The 22,164-nt window shown below is 64.3% G+C and carries 21 protein-coding genes and 1 riboswitch; of the genes, 13 read left to right on the forward strand and 8 right to left on the reverse strand.

Features of this window, described 5'->3' with window-relative positions:
* Window positions 1-3 precede the first annotated feature (3 nt).
* Window positions 4-132: riboswitch (FMN riboswitch) on the reverse strand.
* A gap of 45 nt (window positions 133-177) precedes the next feature.
* Window positions 178-813 (reverse strand): 3'-5' exonuclease, encoded by a 636-nt coding sequence (locus IPG14_RS08185; protein WP_343391467.1) that lies wholly within the window; start codon window positions 811-813, stop codon window positions 178-180.
* Between the two features lie 4 nt (window positions 814-817).
* Complete coding sequence (locus IPG14_RS08190; RefSeq protein ID WP_343386806.1) at window positions 818-2,083, reverse strand: MFS transporter; 1,266 nt, start codon at window positions 2,081-2,083, stop codon at window positions 818-820.
* Window positions 2,084-2,255: 172 nt separating this feature from the next.
* Between IPG14_RS08190 and IPG14_RS08195 the strand changes: the two genes are divergently transcribed.
* Together IPG14_RS08195 and IPG14_RS08200 are read left to right on the forward strand one after the other, a co-directional pair.
* Window positions 2,256-3,701 (forward strand): metallopeptidase TldD-related protein, encoded by a 1,446-nt coding sequence (locus IPG14_RS08195; protein WP_343391468.1) that lies wholly within the window; start codon window positions 2,256-2,258, stop codon window positions 3,699-3,701.
* A 5-nt stretch (window positions 3,702-3,706) separates the two neighbouring features.
* Complete coding sequence (locus tag IPG14_RS08200; RefSeq protein WP_343391469.1) at window positions 3,707-5,068, forward strand: TldD/PmbA family protein; 1,362 nt, start codon at window positions 3,707-3,709, stop codon at window positions 5,066-5,068.
* A 77-nt stretch (window positions 5,069-5,145) separates the two neighbouring features.
* Here IPG14_RS08200 and IPG14_RS08205 read toward each other — a convergent pair whose 3' ends face one another.
* The 4 genes from IPG14_RS08205 to IPG14_RS08220 all read right to left on the reverse strand — a co-directional run bounded on the left by IPG14_RS08205 (window position 5,146) and on the right by IPG14_RS08220 (window position 8,520).
* Window positions 5,146-6,312 carry a CAP domain-containing protein gene (locus tag IPG14_RS08205; protein WP_343386803.1) on the reverse strand — a complete coding sequence of 389 codons (1,167 nt, stop codon included), beginning with the start codon at window positions 6,310-6,312 and terminating at the stop codon, window positions 5,146-5,148.
* 151 nt (window positions 6,313-6,463) lie between these two features.
* A complete protein-coding gene (locus IPG14_RS08210; RefSeq protein WP_343388950.1) occupies window positions 6,464-6,841 on the reverse strand; it encodes an iron-sulfur cluster assembly scaffold protein in 378 nt (125 codons plus the stop codon).
* 99 nt (window positions 6,842-6,940) lie between these two features.
* The gene (locus tag IPG14_RS08215) at window positions 6,941-7,447 is read right to left on the reverse strand and encodes a redoxin domain-containing protein (RefSeq protein WP_343391470.1); all 507 of its coding nucleotides are present in this window, start codon (window positions 7,445-7,447) and stop codon (window positions 6,941-6,943) included.
* Window positions 7,444-8,520 carry an SAM-dependent methyltransferase gene (locus tag IPG14_RS08220; protein ID WP_343391471.1) on the reverse strand — a complete coding sequence of 359 codons (1,077 nt, stop codon included), beginning with the start codon at window positions 8,518-8,520 and terminating at the stop codon, window positions 7,444-7,446. Before IPG14_RS08220 ends, IPG14_RS08215 begins: the two co-directional genes overlap by 4 nt.
* A gap of 170 nt (window positions 8,521-8,690) precedes the next feature.
* Here IPG14_RS08220 and IPG14_RS08225 point away from each other — a divergent pair, with 170 nt between their 5' ends.
* The 11 genes from IPG14_RS08225 (at window position 8,691) to IPG14_RS08275 (ending at window position 20,455) form a co-directional block, all read left to right on the forward strand.
* Window positions 8,691-9,122: a MarR family transcriptional regulator gene (locus IPG14_RS08225; protein ID WP_343391472.1), complete on the forward strand. Its 432-nt coding sequence runs from the start codon at window positions 8,691-8,693 to the stop codon at window positions 9,120-9,122.
* A complete protein-coding gene (locus IPG14_RS08230) occupies window positions 9,119-9,829 on the forward strand; it encodes a histidine phosphatase family protein (RefSeq protein ID WP_343386798.1) in 711 nt (236 codons plus the stop codon). Before IPG14_RS08225 ends, IPG14_RS08230 begins: the two co-directional genes overlap by 4 nt.
* A complete protein-coding gene (locus IPG14_RS08235; protein WP_343391473.1) occupies window positions 9,829-10,521 on the forward strand; it encodes a class I SAM-dependent methyltransferase in 693 nt (230 codons plus the stop codon). Before IPG14_RS08230 ends, IPG14_RS08235 begins: the two co-directional genes overlap by 1 nt.
* A gap of 45 nt (window positions 10,522-10,566) precedes the next feature.
* On the forward strand, window positions 10,567-12,339 hold the full coding sequence (gene aspS / locus IPG14_RS08240; protein ID WP_343391474.1) for an aspartate--tRNA ligase: 1,773 nt from the start codon (window positions 10,567-10,569) through the stop codon (window positions 12,337-12,339).
* 151 nt (window positions 12,340-12,490) lie between these two features.
* Complete coding sequence (locus tag IPG14_RS08245; RefSeq protein ID WP_343391618.1) at window positions 12,491-14,158, forward strand: peptide ABC transporter substrate-binding protein; 1,668 nt, start codon at window positions 12,491-12,493, stop codon at window positions 14,156-14,158.
* A 2-nt stretch (window positions 14,159-14,160) separates the two neighbouring features.
* Entirely contained in the window at window positions 14,161-15,114 is a 954-nt protein-coding gene (locus tag IPG14_RS08250) for an ABC transporter permease (protein ID WP_343386794.1), read from the forward strand.
* Window positions 15,104-16,084 carry an ABC transporter permease gene (locus IPG14_RS08255; RefSeq protein ID WP_343391475.1) on the forward strand — a complete coding sequence of 327 codons (981 nt, stop codon included), beginning with the start codon at window positions 15,104-15,106 and terminating at the stop codon, window positions 16,082-16,084. Before IPG14_RS08250 ends, IPG14_RS08255 begins: the two co-directional genes overlap by 11 nt.
* Window positions 16,085-16,211: 127 nt before the next feature.
* Window positions 16,212-17,504, forward strand: coding sequence for a trigger factor (gene tig / locus IPG14_RS08260; protein WP_343391476.1), 1,293 nt, complete (start codon window positions 16,212-16,214; stop codon window positions 17,502-17,504).
* On the forward strand, window positions 17,501-18,127 hold the full coding sequence (locus IPG14_RS08265; protein WP_343386791.1) for an ATP-dependent Clp protease proteolytic subunit: 627 nt from the start codon (window positions 17,501-17,503) through the stop codon (window positions 18,125-18,127). Before tig ends, IPG14_RS08265 begins: the two co-directional genes overlap by 4 nt.
* A gap of 20 nt (window positions 18,128-18,147) precedes the next feature.
* Entirely contained in the window at window positions 18,148-19,458 is a 1,311-nt protein-coding gene (clpX, locus tag IPG14_RS08270; protein WP_343388941.1) for an ATP-dependent Clp protease ATP-binding subunit ClpX, read from the forward strand.
* Window positions 19,459-19,588: 130 nt separating this feature from the next.
* On the forward strand, window positions 19,589-20,455 hold the full coding sequence (locus IPG14_RS08275) for a VOC family protein (protein WP_343391477.1): 867 nt from the start codon (window positions 19,589-19,591) through the stop codon (window positions 20,453-20,455).
* Window positions 20,456-20,467: 12 nt separating this feature from the next.
* Here IPG14_RS08275 and IPG14_RS08280 read toward each other — a convergent pair whose 3' ends face one another.
* Together IPG14_RS08280 and IPG14_RS08285 are read right to left on the reverse strand one after the other, a co-directional pair.
* Entirely contained in the window at window positions 20,468-21,403 is a 936-nt protein-coding gene (locus IPG14_RS08280) for a UbiA family prenyltransferase (RefSeq protein WP_343386789.1), read from the reverse strand.
* Window positions 21,400-21,882, reverse strand: a complete 483-nt coding sequence (locus IPG14_RS08285; protein ID WP_343391478.1) for a YbaK/EbsC family protein — start codon at window positions 21,880-21,882, stop codon at window positions 21,400-21,402. Before IPG14_RS08285 ends, IPG14_RS08280 begins: the two co-directional genes overlap by 4 nt.
* Window positions 21,883-22,164 lie beyond the last annotated feature (282 nt).

Raw genomic sequence — 22,164 nt, forward strand, 5'->3', positions numbered from 1 at the left:
CGCAAGTGTCCTCTCCCATCCGGACTCTAACCGTCGGCCCCGGAATTTCACCGGATCAGTCCTTTCGCTGAGCGAAAAGAGTCGCGGGCTTTCACCGCCGGTGGGGAATTTCACCCCGCCCCGAGAACATCTAACCGGTATGGTTCGCGTTGAGCGAAGGACTTGTCAAGCAGCCCGTCATTCCGGGCTGCGGTCGAGCAGTTTCACCAGCACGTCGTACGTCGCGTACGCATCCGCCAGCGCCCCGTGCTCGCCCATGCGGCCGATCCCGAGCCGGTCCGCCACGTGTCCCAGGTTGAACCGGTCCACCTGGCCCCCGGTCTTCAGGAGAGTCCGGGCGACCGGCTGGACGTCCAGTGCCACCGTCGCGAACGGCCAGGGCTGCTGCATCCGCCGGTACGTCTCGACCAGGAATGCCATGTCTTGCCCAATCCCCCAGCCCGTGACGACTGCGTCCCGGCCCGCCGCGTTGAATTTGTCCAGCGCCTCTTCAAGGTCCAGGGCAGCCTTCCACCCTTTCGCCGAGTACCCCACCACCTTCAGCGCAGCCGGCACGGCATTCCCGATGTGCTTCGGCTTCACCCGTGCGCCCCATGCCTCCTTCTCCGGGAGCCTTGGCGCCAACGCCGCCCGCACTCCGGCAAGGTCCAGCACTTCGTGCATCTGCGCGTTCGGGCCGCTCATCTCAAGGTCGACGACGAACAGCGCGCCGATCCCACGAAGATCCTCCGGGGTCCCCGGTTGAGGGGTGAGCCGCCCCTCCGGGTCCAGACGCCGAAGGCCGTGTTGCAGGAGGTTGAGGATGTCTTCCATGGACTCAGATCCGCCGAAGCTCGCGCGAAGTCACCGTGATCACCAGTGTCGCTGCCGCCGCGACAACCATCCATCCGCCGACTACGTGAGGTGCACCCCAGACGTCGATCATCCGCCCCATGAGGAGTCCTGCGAACGGAGTCAGCCCCCAGGTCATCGTCTGCAGAGCCACGACTCTGCTGCGGTATTCCGGCGCGGCCTTCATCTGCATCAGCGATGCGTTGAACGCCGAGTAGATACTGTGGAAGATCCCTGCCACAGCCAGCACCGCAACCGCTAACCAGAGGTCCCGCGTGAGGCTGAAAAGACCGACCGCCCCGCAATAGAAGAAGCAAGCCCACATCATTCCCGGGCCGATCCGCTCCCGGTTCGAAGTCACGGCGACGATGCCGCCGCCCAGCAGCGACCCGAGCCCGACGGCGGCGGCGAGATACCCGTAGGCCTTCTCGTCGCTCTTTAACACATCAATTGCGAAGACCGGCAGGAACGTGACGTACGGGTAGACGAGGACGCTCGGCAGGATAGCCATTGTCACGATGAGCGCCATCCGCCGGTCCCGAACGACGTAGGCAAGCCCGGATGCGACGCTCCCGAATACACCGATCTTCTCAGCAAGGACCGCGGGCATGCTCGGTCGCAACCTCGATGTGAGCGCGACCGCGAGGATCAGGCAGATCGCCTGTGCCGTGAACGTGCCTTCCGTCCCAATCAGCCCGATCAGCGCCCCGCCGATCGCTGGCCCGATCACCCGCATCGCGTTGCCGCCCAGCGCGTTCAGGGCCACGGCGTTGGTCATCTCGTCCGCGCCTGCCGTGTCGAATACCAGGAGGCTCCTGATCGGGCCGGCCAACGCTTCTACGATGCCCGCCGTCGCCGCGAAGAAGTACACCATCCAGATTTCAATGCGCCCCGACCAAACCAGCAGCGCCAGCGCAGCCGCGATCGTCGCGCTGCCGGTGGTGTACACCATCAACTGGCGCCGGCGCTCGTACCTGCCCGCGAGATACCCCCCGAACGGCGAAAGCAGCACCAGGAAGGCCCCCCGCAGAAGCGCCACCGCTGCCAGGTCGGTCGCCGAACCGCCGAGGTCGACCTTTACCAGCCATCCCTGGCCGATCGTCTGCACCCAGGACCCAATCTGGAGGGCCATCGTGGAAACGAGGAGGAAGCGAAAGTCCCGGTGACGGAGCGAAGCCAGCGGTCGCCCGGGCGCGGTCAGGCCGTTGCCGCGCTTCCGGCGCGCCGTGTGTGGGGCTGCGGGAGAAGCCAAAAGTAATCTCCGGGTGCAGGGGCAAACCCGATAGTCCGAACGTACACAACCATTCCGGAACGGGCCACCCGCGCCCCGGTGCTCCCCGAGAGTCCTCGGACTTTCTCACGTACTCCTTCGGCGGCGGCGTTGCATCCGCTACGATCGGGACATCCCGCCAGCGGAGGCTGCAATGTCCAACCCGGGCGCCGATTCCATCGCGTTCTTCCACAGCCGCTACAACATCGATTCGGCAGCGATGTCCTCGCTACTCTCCATTGCCCTCAGCAGGGGTGGAGACTTCGCCGAGCTCTTCTTCGAACACCGGACGAACAGCGCCATCCAGTGGGAAGACCAGTGCGTGAAGTCCGCGTCTCGCAACGTCGCGCAGGGTGTTGGCATCCGCGTCGTAAGAGGCGATGCCATCGGCTACGCCTACACGGAGTCGCTGGACATGGAAGCCATGCGCCGGGCCGCTGGGACAGCATCTCGCATCGGCGCCAGCGAAGAGCGGCCAGCGCCCGTCGACGCCACCCCGCACCTTTCCGGCGGCTCCTTCTACTCGATCGGTGAACCGCTCACCGGCGAGCCTGCCGCCCGCAAGGTCGCTCTCCTCGAACGTGCCGACCGGGCCGCCCGCGCCTTCGATCCAAGCATCGCCCGGCTAGATGCGAGCATCGGAGATGAACTCAAGTATGTGATGGTGGCGAGGAGCGATGGCAAAGTGGTCGGCGATATCCAGCCCCTCATCCGCTTCAACGTCAGCGCCCTCTCTCAGCAGGGCGAGAGCCGGCAGATCGCCCGCACCGGTGGTGGTGGTCGTCTGGGGATCGAATACTTCGACCGCGTCACGCCGGAGGAATTGGGCCGCGATGCTGCCCGTCAGGCCGTCCTCCAGCAAGGCGCTATGGAGGCCCCGGCCGGGACCCTGCCCGTCGTCCTCGCTGCCGGCGACAGCGGTGTCCTCCTTCACGAGGCAGTCGGCCACGGACTCGAGGCCGACTTCAATCGCAAGGGCACGAGCAACTACTCGGGACGTATCGGCCAGCCAGTGGCAAGCCCGCTTGTCACCGTCATCGACGACGGCACGATCCTCGATTCGCGTGGGTCCATCAACGTCGATGACGAAGGCAATCCCTCCACGAGAAACACCCTCATCGAAAACGGCATGCTCCGTGGCTACCTTCACGACGAGGTGAGTGCACGCCACTTCGGCGTGGCTCCTTCCGGCTCCGGTCGTCGCCAGACCTTCAAGGACTACATCATGCCCCGCATGACGAACACATTCATGCTGCCGGGGGAAAGCACTCCCGCGGACATTATCCGCGCCGTCAACCATGGCATCTACGCCGTCTCCTACTCCGGCGGCCAGGTGAACATCTCCAACGGCGACTTCGTCTTCTCTGTCACCGAGGCTTATCTCATCGAGAACGGCAGGGTAACCTCCCCGCTGCGGAACGTCATGCTCATCGGAAACGGCCCCGATGTCCTCTCGAAGGTCACTGCCGTCGCGAACGACTACCAGCTGTCCGACGGCCGCTGGACCTGCGGTAAGGACGGCCAGTCGGTTCCCGTCGGAGTTGGCATGCCGACCATCCTCGTTTCCGGCATCACCGTCGGCGGGACGAAAGTAGGCTGATGCACATGGAAGGGCCGACCCCGCTCGAAATTGCCCGCAACGTCGTCTCCCTCGCCCGCCGCGCCGGGGCCGAGCAGTGCGACGCCATCGTCTCCATGTATACCGAGGCGAACGTGACCGTCCGCCTCGGTGAACTCGAGAAGCTCATCGAGGCCGGCTCCATGTCTCTCGGCCTTCGAGTGATAAACGGCGGCCGCACCGCCGTGTGTTCCACGTCCGACCTCTCACCGGCCGCTTTGGAGCGCTTTGCCGCCGAGGCGGTCGATCTTGCCTCTATCTCCGAGCCGGACGAGTTCGCGGGACTACCCGAGCCGGAACTGCTCTCTCGCGCCACCACCGCGGCCGGGCTCAGCCTCTATGACGAACACATGGAGACCCTGAGCACGGACGAAAGGATACGCATGGCGAAGGCCTGCGAAGGCGCCGCGCTCGGCTTCGACGCGCGCGTGAACAACTCCGATGGCGCCAGCCTCTCCACCCGTATCGGCCAGCTCGCACTCGCCAATTCCTATGGCTTCGAAGGCTCCTATCCGGCGACGAGCATCTCCCTCATGGTCGAGGCCATTGCCGACGATGCTGACGGCAAGAAGCGCAATGGCTACTGGTACTCGGCCGAACGAAGTCTCCATCGACTCATGGATCCCGAAGAGATCGGCCGTATCGCGGCCCGCAGAACCATCGATCAGTTGGGCGCACGCAAGATTGCGACTCGCCAGTCCCCGGTCGTCTTCGAACCGATGATGACAGTGGCCCTCATGGGCGACCTCGTGGGCTGTGCGACCGGTAGCGCCCTCTATCGCGGCGCGACGTTCCTCGCGAGCCGGGCCGGCAAGGCCCTGGGTTCACCGCTCGTGAACATCTCCGATGACCCCTCCCGTCCGGGCGGGCTCGGGTCCCGTCCCTTCGACGGTGAAGGCGTCGGTGCCCGCCGCAATGACATCTTCCGGCAGGGAGTGTTCTCCGGTTTCCTGTTCGATTGCTACACCGCCAGACGCACTGGCAATTCAACGACGGGGAGCGCCCAGCGGGGCATCGAATCGCTCCCGGCACCCGGTGCTTCGACCCTCATCTTCGAAGCCGGCAACTCGGAGCCGGGGTCGATCATCGCCGGTGTCACCGAGGGTCTGTATCTGACCACGCTCATGGGCAACGGATTCAATCCAACCACCGGTGACTACTCGCGCGGGGCGGCCGGATTCTGGATCCAGGACGGCAAACTCGCCTACCCCGTCAGCGAGGTGAACATCTCTGGGCACATGGATTCCATGCTCGCGGGAGTCGATGCAGTCGGGGACGACCTGACTTCCTTCGGGTCGTCCTCCGCCCCGACGATCAGGATACGGGAAATGACGATCTCCGGGACGTAGCCCCGGCTGGCCCCCCGCACGGAGAAGGCCCGCGGTCCGAAGACCGCGGGCCCTTTCGTTCTGGCTTTGGTTCGCCCCTACCAGCCGATCGTGAGGTTGGATTTGGTCTTCGCGATGATCCAGTACGCGACCCCCTGTCGCATCTGGGGCAGGTTGTTCAGGTAGGAAGGAAGCCCCGGGAAGTAGCGCTTCCACACCCCCGCCGCCGGGTCCCATTCGTAGACCACTGCCACCGTGGTGTTGCCGGCGAACGCCTCTCCAGGAGCCATGTTCGCCGCTGGCCAGGCCACGAAGTTCGCTCCAGGCGAGAGCGCCAGGGTGGCACTCGGCGAAGCAGGTGTCGCTGTCGCCGCCGGAGTGCTGGATGCGGCCGGCGCCGGCGTGTTCGTCGCGGCCGGGCTGGGAGTGCTCGTCGCGGCCATCGTTGGAGTAGCCGTACCCTGCCCGCCCTGGGCCGGCGTGCTGGTCGGCGCAAATGGGGTGGGCGTACTCGTTGGCGCGGCCTGGGAAGGTGTCGGAGTCGCCGTGCTCTGCCCACCCTGGGCAGGCGTGCTTGTCGGTGGCATCGACGTCGGTGTGCTTGTCGGAGGGACGGCTGTCGGCGTGTTCGTCGAGCCGGCCGGCGTGGGGGTACGGGTTGGCGTCGATGTCGCGGTGTTCGTTGGGGTGTTCGTGGGGCCCGCTCCGCCGCCGCCGGTGCCGTCATCCGTGGTGCCGAACGTTGTCGCCCAGTACCAGCCGTATTGCGAGCCGGACTTGTAGTAGCGCCCGATGCCGATCTGCTTGTAGTACGACCCGAGCATGTTCGCGTTGTGCCCCGGCGAATTTTGCCAGGCCGTGAATGCCGCCGATGCGCTGCTCCAGGCCCCCCCGGCCGCCAGGTTCTCGCCCGCTCCCGTGGGATAACCACAGTCGATGCCGCGCTGGTAGGCGGAGCGCCCCAGCGAATCTGTATGAGAGAAGTAGTTGTTCGTGGCGAGGTCTTCCGTCATCCAGGCAGACCCGCGGTTCAGGTTGGTCGAAATCGTCAACGTCCCCAGTCCGTTCGCCTGGCGGTAGTTGTTGATGAGTGTCAGGAACGCGAGCTCCTCGCTGTCGTTCCCATCGTGGGTGACCGAGCAGTTCGTCAGCGCGGCCGCACCCTTGTCCGCCGCCACCATCATCGCGAACGCCGCGAACAGCGCCCCCGCAATCGCAAGGGCGAGTGGAATCGCCGCTCGTTGCTGTGTTTTTCGGACCTCCATACCAAGCCCCCAGACAGGCCCCTTCCCCTTGGAACCTGTATGAGGATTCGACGGTCGTCCGGGAACAGCCGGTTGACGCTCGGTGTCGTTGCCGGGGACATGCAGGGATTGTGAAGCGAGTTGCTCAGGGTCGCGGAGGGGCTGCTGAGTGTTACGCCTGCCGCCGCGATCGGTAGTCCGCGATCGCCGCTCGCAGAGCGTCGGCCGCGAGGACGCTGCAATGAACCTTGTCCTTCGGGAGCCCGCCGACGGCCTCGGCGATGGCCTCCCGCGTCAGTTCCTCCACCCGCTCCAGGTCCCAGCCGGTGACCATTTCGCTCGCGACGGAGCTGGTGGCGATCGCCGGCGGGCACCCTCGCGTCTGCCAGCGTACCTCCGCAATCCGGCCGTCCGCCACCCGGATCATCACCCGCATCCGGTCGCCACACACCGGGTTGGACTTCGTTGCTTCGCCGTCCGGGTCCGGCATTTCCCCCGCGTTTCGGGGGTGCTGGAAGTGCTCGACCACAAGGTCTGAATAAGCGGCCACGAACAGAAGGTATCAGGTTCGAATGGATTGATGATCTCGTCCGGCCCGGCTCGAAGCGATGAGCCGCCCCCACACAATCGGCCACGGGCGTCGGCGGCGCTACGCCAGCCCGAGGGCTTCGAAGATGCCAGCGAAGCTGTTCACTGCTCCCGGGTTGAAGTGCGAGAGGACGTAGGTCACTCGCCCGTCGCCTTCGATGGCGACGACCCCGCGACGGGACTTCTTTTCTCGCTCGTCCCACATCCCGAACGCCTTGACCGCCTCGCCGTGGAAGTCACTGACAAGCGGGAATGGGAACCGGTCGCGTTCCTGGAACCGCTCGTGCGACCCGAGTCCATTCGTATTGATGCCAACTACCTGGATCCCGGCCGCGGCCAGCAAAGGCTCTTCCTGGGCGAAGGCGCGGAGTTCCCTGGTGCAGATAGGCATCCCGTCGTCCTCGTAGAACACCAGGAGGACGGGGCCAAGCCCCAGCCACTCGGCCAGGTCGAGCTCGAACCGTGAGCCGTCGGTCGCGACGGCGGGCAAGACGAAGAGCGGGGCTGTTTCCCCGGCCCGGATAGGTTCCCGCCGCGCCGGCAGTGGCTTTCCGGGTGGCTCCCTCACGCTGTCGGCTCGAATCCGGGCATCGGCCCGTCCATGCCGCGCACGGCGGCAAGAACGCGGACACGTCCGAGCCCGGCGCCGTCGGTCAGTTGCTCCAGGGCCCGGCGCCGCGCGAAGTACTCACCGAGGTCGTTCCTGGCCGCCTCGACAAGTTGCCCGGCACCGAGTGCGTAAAGGAACTCCGATTGGGCTACCGGCCCGAACACCGTCATTCCCTCGTCCTCAGCCGCCGCGGCAAGGTCCGAGAAGTTCACGTGCGTCGTCAGGTCCTGGTCGCCGACGTGGATGTACGGGTTCTCGTGGGCAGTGTGCTTGTAGTAACACAGGAGCGTCCCCCTCATCCGCCACGATGCCCAGAGCTCTTCCTGTGGGTAGCCGTAGTCGAAGACGAGGACTGCGCCCCGCTGCACCAGCGAACAGAGCGCTCGCATCGCCGGGTAGGCACGCGAGTTCACCTCGAAACGGCCTGCCTCCGGGGCGTCATCGATACTCGCGACCCCTCCCGGAAGCTCGACGAATCGCTCCCCGTCCCAGCGCACCAGGACCTCCACCGGTCCGCGTCCCCCCACGTCGAACATCCGCACTGGGAAGGCATCGAACAACTCATTCGTGATGACAACGCCGTGCGCGGCCGGCCCCTCGGGGCCCTCGCGCCACTCCACCCGGCTGTCGCTTCCGGGGCTATTCGGCTCGAAGGCGACGTACCTGATCGCCGCTCGAAACGCAGGGTCTCTCCCCTCCGCCCAGTCCAGGATCGACGTCGCCAGCGCGCCTTCGCCAGCGCCCGGTTCGAAAATGGCGAACTCGTCCGGTTCGCCGATCTGTTGCCACACGTGGCGGCACCAACCTGCCACCGCCCAACCGAACATCGGGTGAATTGTCGGGCTGGTGAGGAAGTCGCCCTGCCTCCCGACGCGGCCTGGTCGCCGGTAGTAGCCATGCTGGGGGTGATAGAGCGCGATCTCCATGAACCGCTCGAAAGTGATCGCCCCGCCGGCCATCTCCTTGATGATCGCCTCGATCAACCGGGGGTTGCCGAGTGCCGCTTTGCCGGGGTCAAGGTCCAGGGCCATGCTCACCGATTCTCCCACGCGGCATCCCAACCTGTCGTCACCGGCGGCTGCCTGCTACGCTTCGCAAAACGCCACGAATCCTCTCTACAGGGCAACGAATGCCAACACCCGCGCTTCAGTCCGAGCCTTCCGTGGATTCCGCCCTCCGTTTCTTCGGAGAGGCACTTAACATGTTCGACCCCCTCCGTTTCCGTGCCTGGGCCGAGATGGGGCTCACCACAGCCCAGCTCCGTGTCCTCTTTCTCGTCCGCGAATCCCCAGGGGTCACCGCCGGCGAACTCGCGCACCGTCTCGCTGTCACTCCTCCAACCATCTCCGGCATCGTCGATCGCCTGGTCAAGCTCAACCTCGTCCGCCGGGAAGACGATGAGAGCGACCGCCGTCTCGTTCGCAACATCCTCACCGATCAGGGTGAGAACGCCTGCAAGCGGATGGAACAGGGCACCGAGATCTTCACGCGCCGCATCCTCGTCGAGATGGATCCCCGAGACCTCCAGGCCTTCACTGCCGGTCTCAAGGCCTTTATCAAGGCGAGCACCTATGTCGCTAACGTCGAACCGAACCTCGCAGCCGTAGCCATGCCCGGGATGAGTGCAGAATGACCACGCCCCGCCGAGTCCGCTCTATCGACCTCGAGAATCCCTTCGCTGAATCCTTCGAAGGTATGTGCGAGGTACTGCTCATCCGCCACGGCGAGCAGCAGTTCTTCGACAACATTCCCCTTGGCCAGGCCTACGATGCTCCCCTTTCCGCGCTTGGTCGGCGCCAGGCCGAAGCCGTTGGCGAGCGCCTCGCCAACGCCCGCATTGGACGGGTCTACTGCAGCGACATGAAGCGCGCCCACGACACGGCAAAAGCAGTCGCCGGGCACCACGGCTTGAACGAAATCGTCATGCCCGGCCTCAGGGAGATAGACCTGTGGCAGAACGCGCCGCAAGACAAGGGTCTGCTCGACATCTACACCCGCGAGCAACTCGCCGACGTCTATCGAGAAGTCACGCGCACGCGGAAGCATTCCGCCTACCCGTTCTGCGAGGATGTCGATTCCTTCCGGAGCCGCGTCTTCACGGCGCTGGACGCGGCCATCGCTGAGAGCCATGGAATGCGGATAGCCGTGGTCTGCCACGGCGGCGTCATCAATGCTGTCCTCAGCCATGTCCTCGGCTCATCGTTCGATCACCTCGTCGCGGTTCATCACACCTCTGTCAGCGTCATGCGTGCTGCCGACACCCGCCGCGTCATCCTGACGGTCAACGACTATTCCCATGTCATGCCGTTCCAGACCTCGCGCGGCGACGTCAACGCCTGATGTCCACGACGCTTCAGCCAGACCCCTCCTGGCTCCAAGTCGACCCGGAGTTCTATCGCCATGGAGGTCACAGTTTCGGGCCGGGCGAAATGCTCGCCCTCGCCGAAGCGAAGGGCGAACGGGCGCTTGTCTATCCCGCCAGCGGTGGTGAGGAGGCGCTCTCCCTGGCGAACCTCGGTGCCACCGTCTCCGTATTCGATTCCCTCGAGAACTCCGCACGAGCTCGCGCGCTGGCGGAACAGGCCGGCATCGCCGTCACCTTTCTCGAAGGAGTGCCCGGCAGCCCTGAGATCCCGGGTGGGCCATATGACACGGTTTACAGCTGCTTTGGACTGCTGAGCGCGCTCGAATTCTTCGACGACTGGGCGGGAGGTATCGCAGGGGCCTTGAAGACTGGGGGGCGCCTCGTCATCCACGACGTGCATCCCGCCGCGTACGTGCCCGGGGTCCGCAAGGGAGTCTTCGCGGTCGCGCACTCCTACTTTGACGACGAAGAGGATGGCGGTGGCCCCGGCTGGACCATGGGCGATCTCATCTCCGCTCTCGGCATGGCCGGGATGCCAACGATCTACCTCGAAGAGATGCCGGACTCGGAGCGCTACCAGACACCGCTCGACCGCTTTCACAACGTCCGCTGGGACGTCCGTTGGCGGCTCCCCGGCGCCTTCGTGCTGGTGGCCCTCAAGCCTTAGGTCCGTCCTGTCGCCGCTTCCCGGTTCCCCGTTTACCCTTAGCCCATGCTCAAAACCACGAACTGCGGCGAACTTCGGCTCGCCGATGCCGGCAAGACCGTCCGCATCGCCGGATGGGTCCATCGCCGCCGCGACCACGGTGGCCTCATCTTCATCGACCTCCGCGATTCCTCCGGCATCGTCCAGCTCGTGATCAATCCCGAAAATTCCCAGGCCCACGCCGCCGCCCACCGCGCCCGCATCGAATGGGTCCTCCAGGTCGAAGGCGTCGTGAGCCCCCGCGACCCCGCGACCGTGAATCCGAACATGGCGACCGGTGAAGTGGAAGTCGCCCCATCTTCGGTGACGGTCCTCAACGAGGCGCTCACCCCGCCCTTCTACATCAACGAGCCCGCTGATGTGGACGAACAACTCCGCCTCAAGTACCGCTACCTCGACCTTCGCCGTCCCGAAGTGGCCGAAGTCATCAAGCTCCGCCACGAAGTCGTCTGGTACATTCGCCAGTTCCTGGTCGCGCGTGGCTTCTATGAAATCGAAACGCCGACCCTCATCAAGTCCACACCTGAAGGCGCGCGTGATTTCCTCGTCCCTTCTCGGATGAAGCCGGGCCACTTCTTCGCGTTGCCCCAGTCTCCCCAGATTCTGAAACAACTCCTGATGGTTGCCGGCTTCGAGAAGTACTTCCAGATCGCCCGCTGCTACCGCGATGAGGACACCCGTGCCAATCGCGTCGCCGAGCATACCCAGCTGGACCTGGAAATGAGCTTCGTCGAAGAGGCGGACATCATGGGTCTGATCGAAGAGCTCTACGCCGGTATTGCGACGCAGTTCGGGCGCGGCGCTATCCAGAGCACTCCGTTTCCCCGCCTCGATTACCGCGAGTGCATGGCTCGCTATGGGATCGACCGTCCGGACCTGCGCTATGGCCTTGAGTTCGTCGACATCGCTGAACCGCTCCGTGCGTCAGGCTTCCAGGTCTTCGTTACTGCGCTCCAGGGCGGCGGCGAGATCAAAGCGATCCGCGTGCCCGGCAAAGCAGACATGACGCGTCGCGAGATCGACGAACTCACCGAAATCGCCCGCGGCGGCGGCGCCAAAGGCCTCGCCTACATTGGCTTCATGCCTGCCGAACTCCGGTCGCCAATCGCGAAATTCCTGAACCCGGATGAAATCGCTGCCATCAAGTCCCTCGCCGGGGCGCAGGATGGCGATATGGTCTTCATCGTCGCTGACCAGCCGGAGACCGTGGCGCGGTCGCTGTTCGGTGTCCGCGACTACCTCGGCGACCGCCTTGGCCTGAAGGATCCGGCCGTGCTCTCATTCGCCTGGGTCACGGGATTCCCGTTGCTCGAATGGCGCCCAGAGGAAGAGCGCTGGGATGCGACGCACAACCCGTTCAGCGGCTTCGTTGAAGCCGACCGTCCGAAACTCGATACAGACCCCGGCAAGGTTATCGCTCGCCAGTACGACCTGGTCCTCAACGGCTCCGAGGTCGGCGGTGGCTCCATCCGCCTGAACACCCGAACCGACCAGGAGAAAGTCCTGGGCCTCATGGGCTACACCCCCGAAGAGATGCAGGACCGCTTCGGTGTCGTCCTCGACGCGCTTGAGTACGGCGCCCCGCCGGAAGGCGGCGTCGGCATGGGCATCGACCGCCTGATCATGTCGCTCATCGGCAGTGAGAACATCCGGGATGTTATCGCGTTCCCCAAGGCGTCCTCCGGTTCGGACCCCTTGATGGGTGCGCCTTCGCCCGTGGACACCGCCCAGCTCGACGAACTTGGCCTGGTGCTCAAGCCCGACCCGGCCCGAACCTGACCCCGCTGCCGTAAAGCCGCGTTTCCTCGCGGCCCGGCCATGCATTCTCGTCGAATGCCAACCCGTGTACGCTTTTCAACCTGACGTGGCCAGACGGATCGCCTTTCGTCGTCCGAACCGAATCCTGAACAGACTCACCCGGCAGGTGCCCATGTCGAACAAGATGTTGACCCTGATGATGGGTTTCGTTGCTTTCCTTATCCTCGCGGTGGGCGTCGTCTTCCTCATCGCCCTCGCCGGCGGTGGAGACGACGACGATGGCTCCCCTGCCGACGGCGGTGGCGAAAACAACCGCTCGTCCACCTCCGGGAAGATATGCGATGGGAAGTCGCTCATCGTCCCCGGCGATGACCCGTCGTCGGTGCTGGATCCGATCCAGGTGGCCGATGTCAGCACTGCTGAATACGTCGTCGAGATCTTCGGCGGCCTGGTCACGCTCGATCCCGACCTGAAGGTTCAGCCGGACATCGCCAAGGAGTGGACTTCCTCGAACGGCGGAAAGACCTACACCTTCAAACTCCGCGATAACGTCGTGTTCCACTCCGGCACAGCCAAGCGCGTCACGGCGAACGACTTCAAGTACAGCATCGAACGCGCCGCCGACCCCGCCAACGCTTCCCCCACGGTACTCGCGTACCTCGGCAACATCGTCGGCCTGAAGGACCGGTTTCAGAACAAGGCATCGAGCGTCAGCGGCGTCAAAGTCATCGACGAAACGACAGTGCAAATCGACCTCGTCGAACCGTCTGACTTCTTCCTCTCCGAACTCACCTACCCCGTCGCCTACGTCGTCGACAAGGAGCAGATCGAAGGCAACGCCCGTAACTGGACGCAGAAGCCGCGTGGCACCGGCCCCTTCCAGCTCAAGGAATTCAAGCCTGCCGAGAAAATCGTCCTGGCAAAGAACGATCGCTACCACCTTGGCGTCGCGAAGCTCGATGAAGTCGTATTCGAACTCGCCGGCGGGAGCATTCTCACCCGTTACGAAAACAACGAGATCCATGTCGGCGGATTCCCGGCGACCCAACTCGACTCGATCAAGAGCGGGCAGAATCCCCTCAGCGACGACTATCGGGAAATTCCCGAGATGGCTGTCTTCTACTTCACGCTGAATCCCCAGAAGGCTCCGTTCGATGACCCCAAGGTCCGCCAGGCCTTTGCGATGTCCTTCGACCGCCAGAACATCAATACCGTCCTCCTCTACGATGCCTACCGAGTGGCCGATGGATTCATGCCCCCGGAAACTCCCGGGTACAGCGAGTCCATCAAGTCCTATTCCTACGACCCTGTGAAGGCGAAGCAGCTCCTCCAGGAGTCCAGGTACGCCGGCAAGCTCCCGCGCATCGTCCTCACCTACAGCGGCTCGGGGTCGGCCGCCCCCGACCTGCTCGTCGCCATCCAGAAGGGCTGGTCCGACAACCTCGGCGTCGAAATCGAACTCCAGGCTGTCGATAGCTCGGCCTTCCTCCGCGAACAACGCAAAGGACAGTTCCAGATGCAGTCCGATGGCTGGGCTGCCGACTATCCGGACCCCGAGGACTTCCTCGGGAAGCTCTTCGCCAGCGACAGTTCGCTCAACTATGCCAGGTACAAAAACGATGAAGTCGATGCCCTCCTCAAGCAGGCTCGCATCGAGACCGACCGCACCAAGCGCTTCGACCTTTACCGCCAGGCCGAGCAGAAGATTATCGATGATGCGACAGTCATCCCGACCTTCTGGCCGGTGACACACACGCTCGTGAAGTCGTGCGTGAAGAACCTGCCTTCCGCTGCGCTGGTCATCCCCAAGTACCGGTACGTCGAAATCAAGGACGACTAGGCATGGGCCCAGGGCTTGCCGGTTACATCATCCGCCGCTTGCTCTGGGCCATTCCCGTCCTGTTTCTCATTTCCATAACGGTATTCGCGATGCTCCGGCTCGCCCCGGGGTCTCCGATCGACGCGATTCTTGGGCAGCGCTACACCGAAGAGCAGGCGGCGGTTCTCCGCGACAAGTACGGCTACGACGATCCGCTGCCCGTGCAGTACGTCAAGTACATCGGCAACCTCGCCCAGGGTGACCTCGGCGTTTCCACCCGCCACCGCGATTTCACCGCCAGCGAGATCATCTGGCCGAAGATCTGGATCTCTACCCAGCTCGGGTTGATCGCGCTGGTCATCGTCTTTGGTCTTGGCATCCCTGTCGGGGTCTACGCCGCGATGGCCCGCGGCACATTCATCGATCCCCTCACGATTGCCTTCTGGCTCGCCATAGAAGCCATCCCCACCTTCGTCCTCGTGACGCTCACGAGCTGGTTCTTCGCGTTGAAACTCGGTGTTATCGACTTGGGATACGAGGGCGTCTGGACCCCGAACATGATCGTCCCCGTGCTTGTCATGTCTCTGCCCGGCGTCGCCGGGGTCGCGCGGTTCATGCGGGCATCCGTCATCGGTGTCCTCGGCGAAGACTACATCCGCACAGCCCGGGCGAAAGGCCTGAAAGAACAGACCATCGTCCTCACGCACATTACCCGGAACGCTCTCCTCCCGATGATCACCGTCATCGGCCTGTCTCTTCCCGGCATCACTACGGGCTCCCTCTTCGTCGAGGTGGGCTTCGGCATTCCCGGCATTGCCAACGAGTCGCTCCAGGCGGTCCTCGCACCCGACTACGATGTCATCCTTGCCCTGGTTCTCTTTGGCGCCACTCTCTTTGTGTTGGCGAATGTAGCCATCGACATCCTCTACGGCTTCATCGATCCGCGCGTGCGAGTAGGGGTCGGCCGTGGCCAGTGAGACGACAGTCCCCGCCCTGATTCCCGAACCTGAGCTCGCGCCACCTCGCCGTTTCCGCACGTTTCGTGACCTCCTGCGAAAGAAGATCGCGCTCCTTGCAATCGCCTACCTGGCCATCTTCTACGCCTGCGGCCTGATTGCCCCGTTCATCGCACCTTACGGACTGAACGACCAGCAACTCACCGTCGAAACGCGCCTGCAGCCTCCTTCTGCGGACCACCCCCTCGGGACGGATCGCCTCGGCCGCGACATGCTCACCCGCGTCCTCTACTCCGCCCGGACAACCGTCGTCTTCACCATTGTTATCGTCATTTCTGGCGGGCTCTTTCTCGGCCTCGGCCTTGGATTGCTAGCGGGCTACCGGGGCGGCTGGGTGGATACAGCGATCATGCGCACCGGCGAAGTCCTCTCGGGGATGCCGACGCTCATCCTCATGCTTGCCATAACCGCCTCTTTCCGCGGCCGCATCAACTCCTGGTCCTTCTGGCTCGAAGATCACACTTTCCTCGGGGACGACTCCAAGACCCTGGTCAAGTTCACCATCATCTCCCTGGCGACTGTGCCTTTCGCCTGGCTCGGGAGTTCGCGAATCGTCCGCAGCCAGGTCCTCGCGATCCGCGAACAGGCGTACGTCACGGCCGCGGAGAGCCTTGGCGCCACGACTCCCCGAATCCTTATCCGGCATGTACTTCCCGGAGTCATGCCCCTCTTCCTCGTCGGCCTTTCCTCCGGCATGGCCGGCATCGCCGGCGCCGAAGTGGCCCTAAGCTACCTCGGCCTGGGCATAGATGAACCCGCCGCCAGTTTCGGAAACCTCATCGGTGACGTGAACGGAACCCGATTCTTCGAGCAGTACCCGTACTTGCTCGTCGCGGGCGCCGGTCCAGTCATTCTCTTTCTCTTTTCCTGGAATCTGCTCGGCGATGCCCTCGTCGATGTCTTCGATCGGCGTCAGAACTCGCACCGCTAAGCGTCGACCGGCCGAGTAGGAAGAACGCTCGTACGTCCAGGACGCGAAATTGCTGTTCCATCTGCCCTCCGCCCGGCACGGCGCGCCCTGTTTGCTATACTCGAATTTGGAGGTTCGCGAACCCACTGTGAAGGTAACCACCGAACGGCTCCCTGAGAGCCGCGTCCAGTTGAACATTGAAATTGACGAGGACCGTCTCGAACGTTCCCTCGATTCCGCGTACAAGCGCATCGCCAACAAGAACCGGTTCCCCGGTTTCCGTCCCGGAAAGGCTCCGCGTGCCATCGTCGAACGGGCGGTCGGACGCGAGGGCCTCATCCGCGAAGCGCTCGATAAGCTCGTCCCCGATGCCTACAACGAGGCCATCGAGGCCGAAGACGTCGATGCAATCGGTCAGCCGGAATTGGCGATCGATCAACTCGAGCCCGTGAAGTTCACGGCCATCGTTCCCGTCCGGCCAAGCGTCCAGCTCAACGACTATCGGGCCATCCGCATCGAGAAGGAAGCAGTCGACGTCACCCCCGAAGCCATCGATGAACAGCTCGAATTGCTCCGCCGCCGCCACGCGACGTACACGCCCGTGGATCGCGAAATCAAGTGGGACGACATGCTCATCGCCGACGTCTTCGGCGAAGCCGATGGTGACCAGTTCCTCGAGGACAAAGACGCTGAGTTCCCGCTGCGCGAAGGTCAGATGCTCTTCATCGAGGGCCTGGCAGAAGGTTTCGTCGGCATGAAGAAGGGCGAAACCAAGGAGCTCACGCTTGCTTTCCCGCCGGACTTCCGCGTCGAACGGCTCCAGGGCAAGGATGCCCACTTCACGCTTCATGTCCGCGAAGTGAAGGAAGAGGACCTGCCGGAACTCGACGACGAGTTCGCGGCGATGGTCAACGCTGAGGAGTTCGAAACCTTCGACGCCCTCCGTTCGCGCATCGAAGCCGACCTCCGCGCCAACCTCGAACAGGCTGCCGAGAATACGTTGCGGAACGCCGCCGTGGAAAAACTCGTCGAAACCGCCACGCTCGAATACCCAAAATTGCTCGTAGAGCACGAAATTGACCACCTCGTCCGCGAGGCAACCGGCAACGATCAGGCTCAGTACCAGGCCTATCTGCGGACCGTGGGCCGCTCCGAGGCCGACTTCCGCGAGACGTGGCGCGAAGCTGCGGAACTGCGAGTTCAAAGATCTTTGGTGCTCAGCGAGCTCGCTGAGGCTGAAGGTCTGGCCGCAACAGCCGAAGAAATAGATCAGGAGCTGGATTCGCTCGTCGCACCCATGGGTGATGACGCTGCCCGGTTCCGCCAGATGTTCGCGAGCGAAGAGGGGGTTGCGACGATCCGCCGCAACCTTCTTTCGCGCAAGACGCTCGATTGCCTCGCAGCGATCGCCAAAGGCGAACTCCAGGAGGAACCAGCTTGAATTCGGGCCAGCACGTTCACCCGCTGATCCACGACGTCATTCCGACCGTCATCGAATCCGGCCCACGCTCTGAACGGGCCTTCGATATCTTCTCCCTCCTCCTGAAGGAGCGGATCGTCTTCCTCGGCACGCCCATCGACGACCAGATCGCCAACTTGATCGTCGCCCAGCTCCTCTACCTCCAGCGCGAGGATCCGGAACGCGATATCAGCATGTACATTCACTCCCCCGGCGGTGTGATCACCGCTGGCCTCGCGATCTACGACACGATGCAGCTCATCGAGCCTGCAGTTAGCACCATCGCGGTGGGCCAGACCGCCTCGATGGCTACGGTCCTGCTTTGCGCCGGTGCCAAAGGCAAGCGCTTCGCGCTCCCCAATGCCACCGTCCACATGCATCAGGCCCTCGGTGGCGCCAGGGGCCAGGCGTCCGATATTGAGATCGCAGCGAAGGAGATCCTTCGCAACAACGAGATCATCCGAAACATCATCGCCTCGCACACCGGCCAGCCGGTTGAGCGTGTCACGAAAGACTTCGACCGCGACTTCTACCTGGATGCCCAGGGCGCGAAAGACTACGGATTCGTCGACGAGCTGCTCGTGCGGCCCGAAGACGCGAAGTAGACGAGGGGAGACAGCACAACTTGGCCACCAACCGCACCAATCGAGTCCAGTATCACTGCTCCTTTTGTGGGAAGAACCAGGACCAGGTCCGCCGGCTCATCGCTGGCCCGGGTGCTGTCTACATTTGCGACGAATGCGTCGATCTCTGTCGCGAGATCATCGATGAGGAGAACGGCACTGGCACCACCACCGCCGCGGCCAAGGGCGCTGCAGGTGTCAGTCAGCGAGTCCCTCCGCCCAAGTTCATCTTCGACCACCTCCAGGAATACGTGATCGGTCAGGAGCAGGCCAAGAAGGTCCTCGCGGTCGCCGTTTATAACCACTACAAGCGCACCGGCGCCACTGTCGAGAACGATATCGAACTTGAGAAGTCGAACATCCTCCTCGTCGGCCCCACAGGTGTCGGCAAGACGTACCTCGCCAAGACGCTCGCCAAGATGCTCGAGGTCCCTTTCTCCATCGCCGATGCCACCGCCCTTACCGAGGCCGGATATGTCGGCGAGGACGTGGAAAACATCCTCCTCCATCTCATCCAGGCCGCCGATTTCGACATCCAGAAGGCCGAGCGCGGCATCATCTACATCGACGAGATCGACAAGATCGCCCGCAAGAGCGACAACCCGAGCATCACACGCGATGTCTCCGGCGAAGGGGTGCAGCAGGCGCTGCTGAAGATCATCGAGGGCTGCGTCGCGAATGTGCCGCCGCAGGGCGGCCGGAAACACCCCCACCAGGACTTCCTCCAGATCAACACGGCGAACATCCTCTTCATCTGTGGCGGGGCTTTCGAGGGCCTCGAAAACCACATCGAGAAGCGCCTCACCCGCGACCACGTCCGCCTCGGTTTCCAGGCCCAGCGCGGCTTCCGCGGCACCAAGCGCAAAGACGAGCTCATGATGCACGTGACGCACGACGACCTCCTCGAATTCGGGCTCATCCCCGAGTTCGTCGGACGCTTGCCGATGGTCGTTGGTCTCCAGTCGCTCGATGAGGAAGCCCTTGTCCGCATCCTCACCGAGCCCAAGAACGCTCTCATCAAGCAATACCAGCGCTACTTCCAGATGGATGGGGTCGAGTTGGTCTTCACCGATGACGCACTCAAGGCCATTGCCGAAGTAGCCATCAAGCACAAGACCGGCGCCCGCGGTCTTCGCACCGTCCTCGAGGAAACACTCATGGAAGTCATGTATGAAATCCCGGGCCGCGGAGACGTCAAGAAGTGCGTGGTCAACGCCGAAAGCGTCACCGCCAAGACTCGTCCGCTGCTGCTGACGCGCGGCGGCCAGGAAGTCGACACGCCGGTTGTCAACACCCAGGCGGAGTCGGCCTAACAGCTTCCCGAGGCTCAGTGTTGGCGAAGCGCCCCGCTGTTTGCGGGGCGTCTCTCGTTGGCGCCCTTTGTCCAACACGGCGGACTCGCGCATACTCCCCGCCAGCGCCAACAGGCAACCGGGGGTTCGCATGCTCAGCTACGTCGACCGCATCCAGATGGTTGTACCTGACCGCAAGGAGGCCGTCGCACGCTGGCAGGCCGTGTTCGGCGCTGAACAGCTGGCCGAGGACGGCTCGCGCCACCTGAACGCCCACCGGACGACCGTGCAGGCGGGACGCTCGCTCTTCGAGTTCCTCGAACCGGCCGGGCCCGGGCCGATCCAGGACTTCCGCGACCGCTGGGGCCAGGGCCTGTACGGCGCCGGCTTCTCGACTCCCGACCTCACGGCGCTGGCGAAGCGGCTCGCGGACAAGGGTTGCCCGACTGTCGAGGAAGGCGGGCGGCTCTACCTTGGCGAGACTCGCTTCGGGATGCCGATCGTGCTCACCGAGGACCCTTCGCCGGCGGGCCGCGGCTACACCGGGCACATCCGCTGCGTGTACGAGGTGACCAACCCCGTTGGGGACTGGGAAGCGGCGACGGCCTACTACACCGACCTGTTCTCCCTGGATGACTCGAAGTACTGCCCTATCGGTTCCAAGCTCTACGGCTACCAGGGCACGCTCACCCTGTTCGACCCCCCGAACCGGCTCGACCGGGTGGAGGTGGTGACGACGTACGAGGGCAGCGGCGCGATGGACCGCTTCTACAGGAAGCGCGGCGACTCGCTCTACATGTGCTACATCGAGACCGACGACGTGTTCGCCATGCAGGCCCGCCTGGAGGCCAACCACCTGCGCTACTCGCCGGGCGAGGGCCGGCCGGACGGCACCAACCTGTTCATCCACCCGCAGGCGCTGTTCGGCATGCTGATGGGCGTGAGCAAGACGATGTACGGCTGGGCATGGTCAGGCCACCCGGAGCTTGCGGGCGCCCCCCTGGGGACCGGCCACTAGGCGCCGCGGGCCTCAGTTCGAAGCCAGGACCGCCAGCGCCGTGATGACGAACCCGGCCACCGCCAGCAGGAGCTGGGGGTCGGTGAAGAGGATGCGGTCCGGGGCGTCGGTCTTGCGTTCGCCGTTGAGCAGGAGCAGGTAGCGGAAGAGCCCGAAGGCGACGAACGGCAGCGTGAGGGCCATCGAGCCGTTCGTTGGCACGCGGGCCGATTCGATGGTGTAGAGCGCGTAGGAGAGCAGGGCGCCGCCGGCCGTGATGGTCAGCATCTGGCCGAGCACGTCGCCGGAGTAGCCTTCGAGCGCGGGGCGGTGGCGCGCCGCTTCCGGGCCAAGCTGGCGGTACTCGGCCCAGCGCTTCGAGGTCGCGAAGAAGAGCGCCGCGAAGCTCGAACAGACGTAGAGCCAGGGCGAGATGTCGACATCGATGGCGGTTGCGCCGGCGGCGGCACGGGCGACGACGCCACCGGTGAGGATGATGATATCGAGGATGGCGACCGTCTTGAGGCCGAAGCTGTAGGCGACCATGAGGGCGGAGTAGCCGGCGAGGATGAGCGCCGCCGTGGTATCGAGCAGGAAGGTGAGCGGGAGGGCGACGGCTGTGAGGACGGCTGCGACGGCGAGTGCGAGCCCGACGCTGACTTCGCCGCTGGCGATGGGCCGGCGAGCCTTGCGCGGGTGGAGGCGGTCGTTCTCGCGGTCGCGGACGTCGTTCAGGAGGTAGGTGGCGCTGGCGGCAAGACTCCACAGGCCGAAGAGCGCGCACGTGCGCCAGAGGAGCGGCCAGAGGCTATCGAGGTCCCGCGGCTGCCAGGCATCGCCGGTGGTGAAGATGAGGGCGGCGAAGACGATGACGTTCTTGGGCCACTGGTACGGCCGCATGGCGGCGATGAGGGCCGGGACGACGGAACGCTGTGCGGTGGCGGCCGGTGCGTCCGCGGTGGTGCTCATGCCGGGTCCTTCACGATGCGGGCCCACTGGGCGTTGACGGCGAGGGCGAGCTCCGTGGTGCGTGCGGGGAAGACGGCGTTTGGCGCGCCGGCGGCGGCCCAGATGTCATCGAAGCGCTGGAGGCTCTCATCGGCGATGGTGTCGCAGGGCTGGGGCCAGCCGACGGGGGCGACGCCGCCAACTTCGTAGCCGGTGGTGTCGCGCACCTCATCCGGGGTGCCCATCTTGAGCTTCTTGCGGCCGACTCCGACGAGTTCGGCGAGGGCGGAGGTATCGACCTGGCGGTCGCCGGCGACGAGGGCCATGGTCGGGCGTCCTTCGGCCATGAAGAAGAGGGTCTTGACGATCTGTCCGAGCTGGCAGCCGACGGCGTCGGCGGCTTCCTGGGCGGTGTGGGTGCTCGCTTCATCGAAGACGCGGACGCGGCCGGGGAGGCCGAGGGCAGCGAGGGCCTGCTGGACGCGTTCGGGGGGAGTCACCTGCGAATTGTTGAACGAGAGAGCGGAAAGAGGAAAGACGAAGGAGAAAAGAGGAAAGAGGAAAGGGAAACGAGCAACCGTCCCTCACCCCCGGCCCCTCTCCCAGGTCTGGGAGAGGGGGGTTTTGGAGTTGGTTGCCCCTGGAGTTCGGGGACTTTTTTTTGGTGTCTTCAAGACACCTTAAGACACCGCGGTAGATTCGAGGCCGGGGGTTTTGTGAGGTGTCTTCGGAGGTGTCTTCGGGGTGTGATGCGGCGCGCAGTTGTCGGGTTGGGGACGGCG

The sequence above is a fragment of the Candidatus Amarobacter glycogenicus genome (assembly GCF_016704105.1).
GTDB classification, from domain to species: Bacteria; Chloroflexota; Dehalococcoidia; order Tepidiformales; family Tepidiformaceae; genus Amarobacter; species Amarobacter glycogenicus.

Bases quoted from the DNA above. Each gene is read 5' to 3' on its own strand.
- IPG14_RS08225 (WP_343391472.1), top strand. From the start codon at position 8,691: ATGTTCGACCCCCTCCGTTTCCGTGCCTGGGCCGAGATGGGGCTCACC.
- IPG14_RS08275 (WP_343391477.1), top strand. From the start codon at position 19,589: ATGCTCAGCTACGTCGACCGCATCCAGATGGTTGTACCTGACCGCAAG.
- IPG14_RS08230 (WP_343386798.1), top strand. From the start codon at position 9,119: ATGACCACGCCCCGCCGAGTCCGCTCTATCGACCTCGAGAATCCCTTC.
- IPG14_RS08250 (WP_343386794.1), top strand. From the start codon at position 14,161: ATGGGCCCAGGGCTTGCCGGTTACATCATCCGCCGCTTGCTCTGGGCC.
- IPG14_RS08280 (WP_343386789.1), bottom strand. From the start codon at position 21,403: ATGAGCACCACCGCGGACGCACCGGCCGCCACCGCACAGCGTTCCGTC.
- IPG14_RS08245 (WP_343391618.1), top strand. From the start codon at position 12,491: ATGTCGAACAAGATGTTGACCCTGATGATGGGTTTCGTTGCTTTCCTT.
- IPG14_RS08200 (WP_343391469.1), top strand. From the start codon at position 3,707: ATGGAAGGGCCGACCCCGCTCGAAATTGCCCGCAACGTCGTCTCCCTC.
- IPG14_RS08195 (WP_343391468.1), top strand. From the start codon at position 2,256: ATGTCCAACCCGGGCGCCGATTCCATCGCGTTCTTCCACAGCCGCTAC.
- IPG14_RS08185 (WP_343391467.1), bottom strand. From the start codon at position 813: ATGGAAGACATCCTCAACCTCCTGCAACACGGCCTTCGGCGTCTGGAC.
- aspS (WP_343391474.1), top strand. From the start codon at position 10,567: ATGCTCAAAACCACGAACTGCGGCGAACTTCGGCTCGCCGATGCCGGC.
- IPG14_RS08235 (WP_343391473.1), top strand. From the start codon at position 9,829: ATGTCCACGACGCTTCAGCCAGACCCCTCCTGGCTCCAAGTCGACCCG.
- IPG14_RS08205 (WP_343386803.1), bottom strand. From the start codon at position 6,312: ATGGAGGTCCGAAAAACACAGCAACGAGCGGCGATTCCACTCGCCCTT.
- IPG14_RS08220 (WP_343391471.1), bottom strand. From the start codon at position 8,520: ATGGCCCTGGACCTTGACCCCGGCAAAGCGGCACTCGGCAACCCCCGG.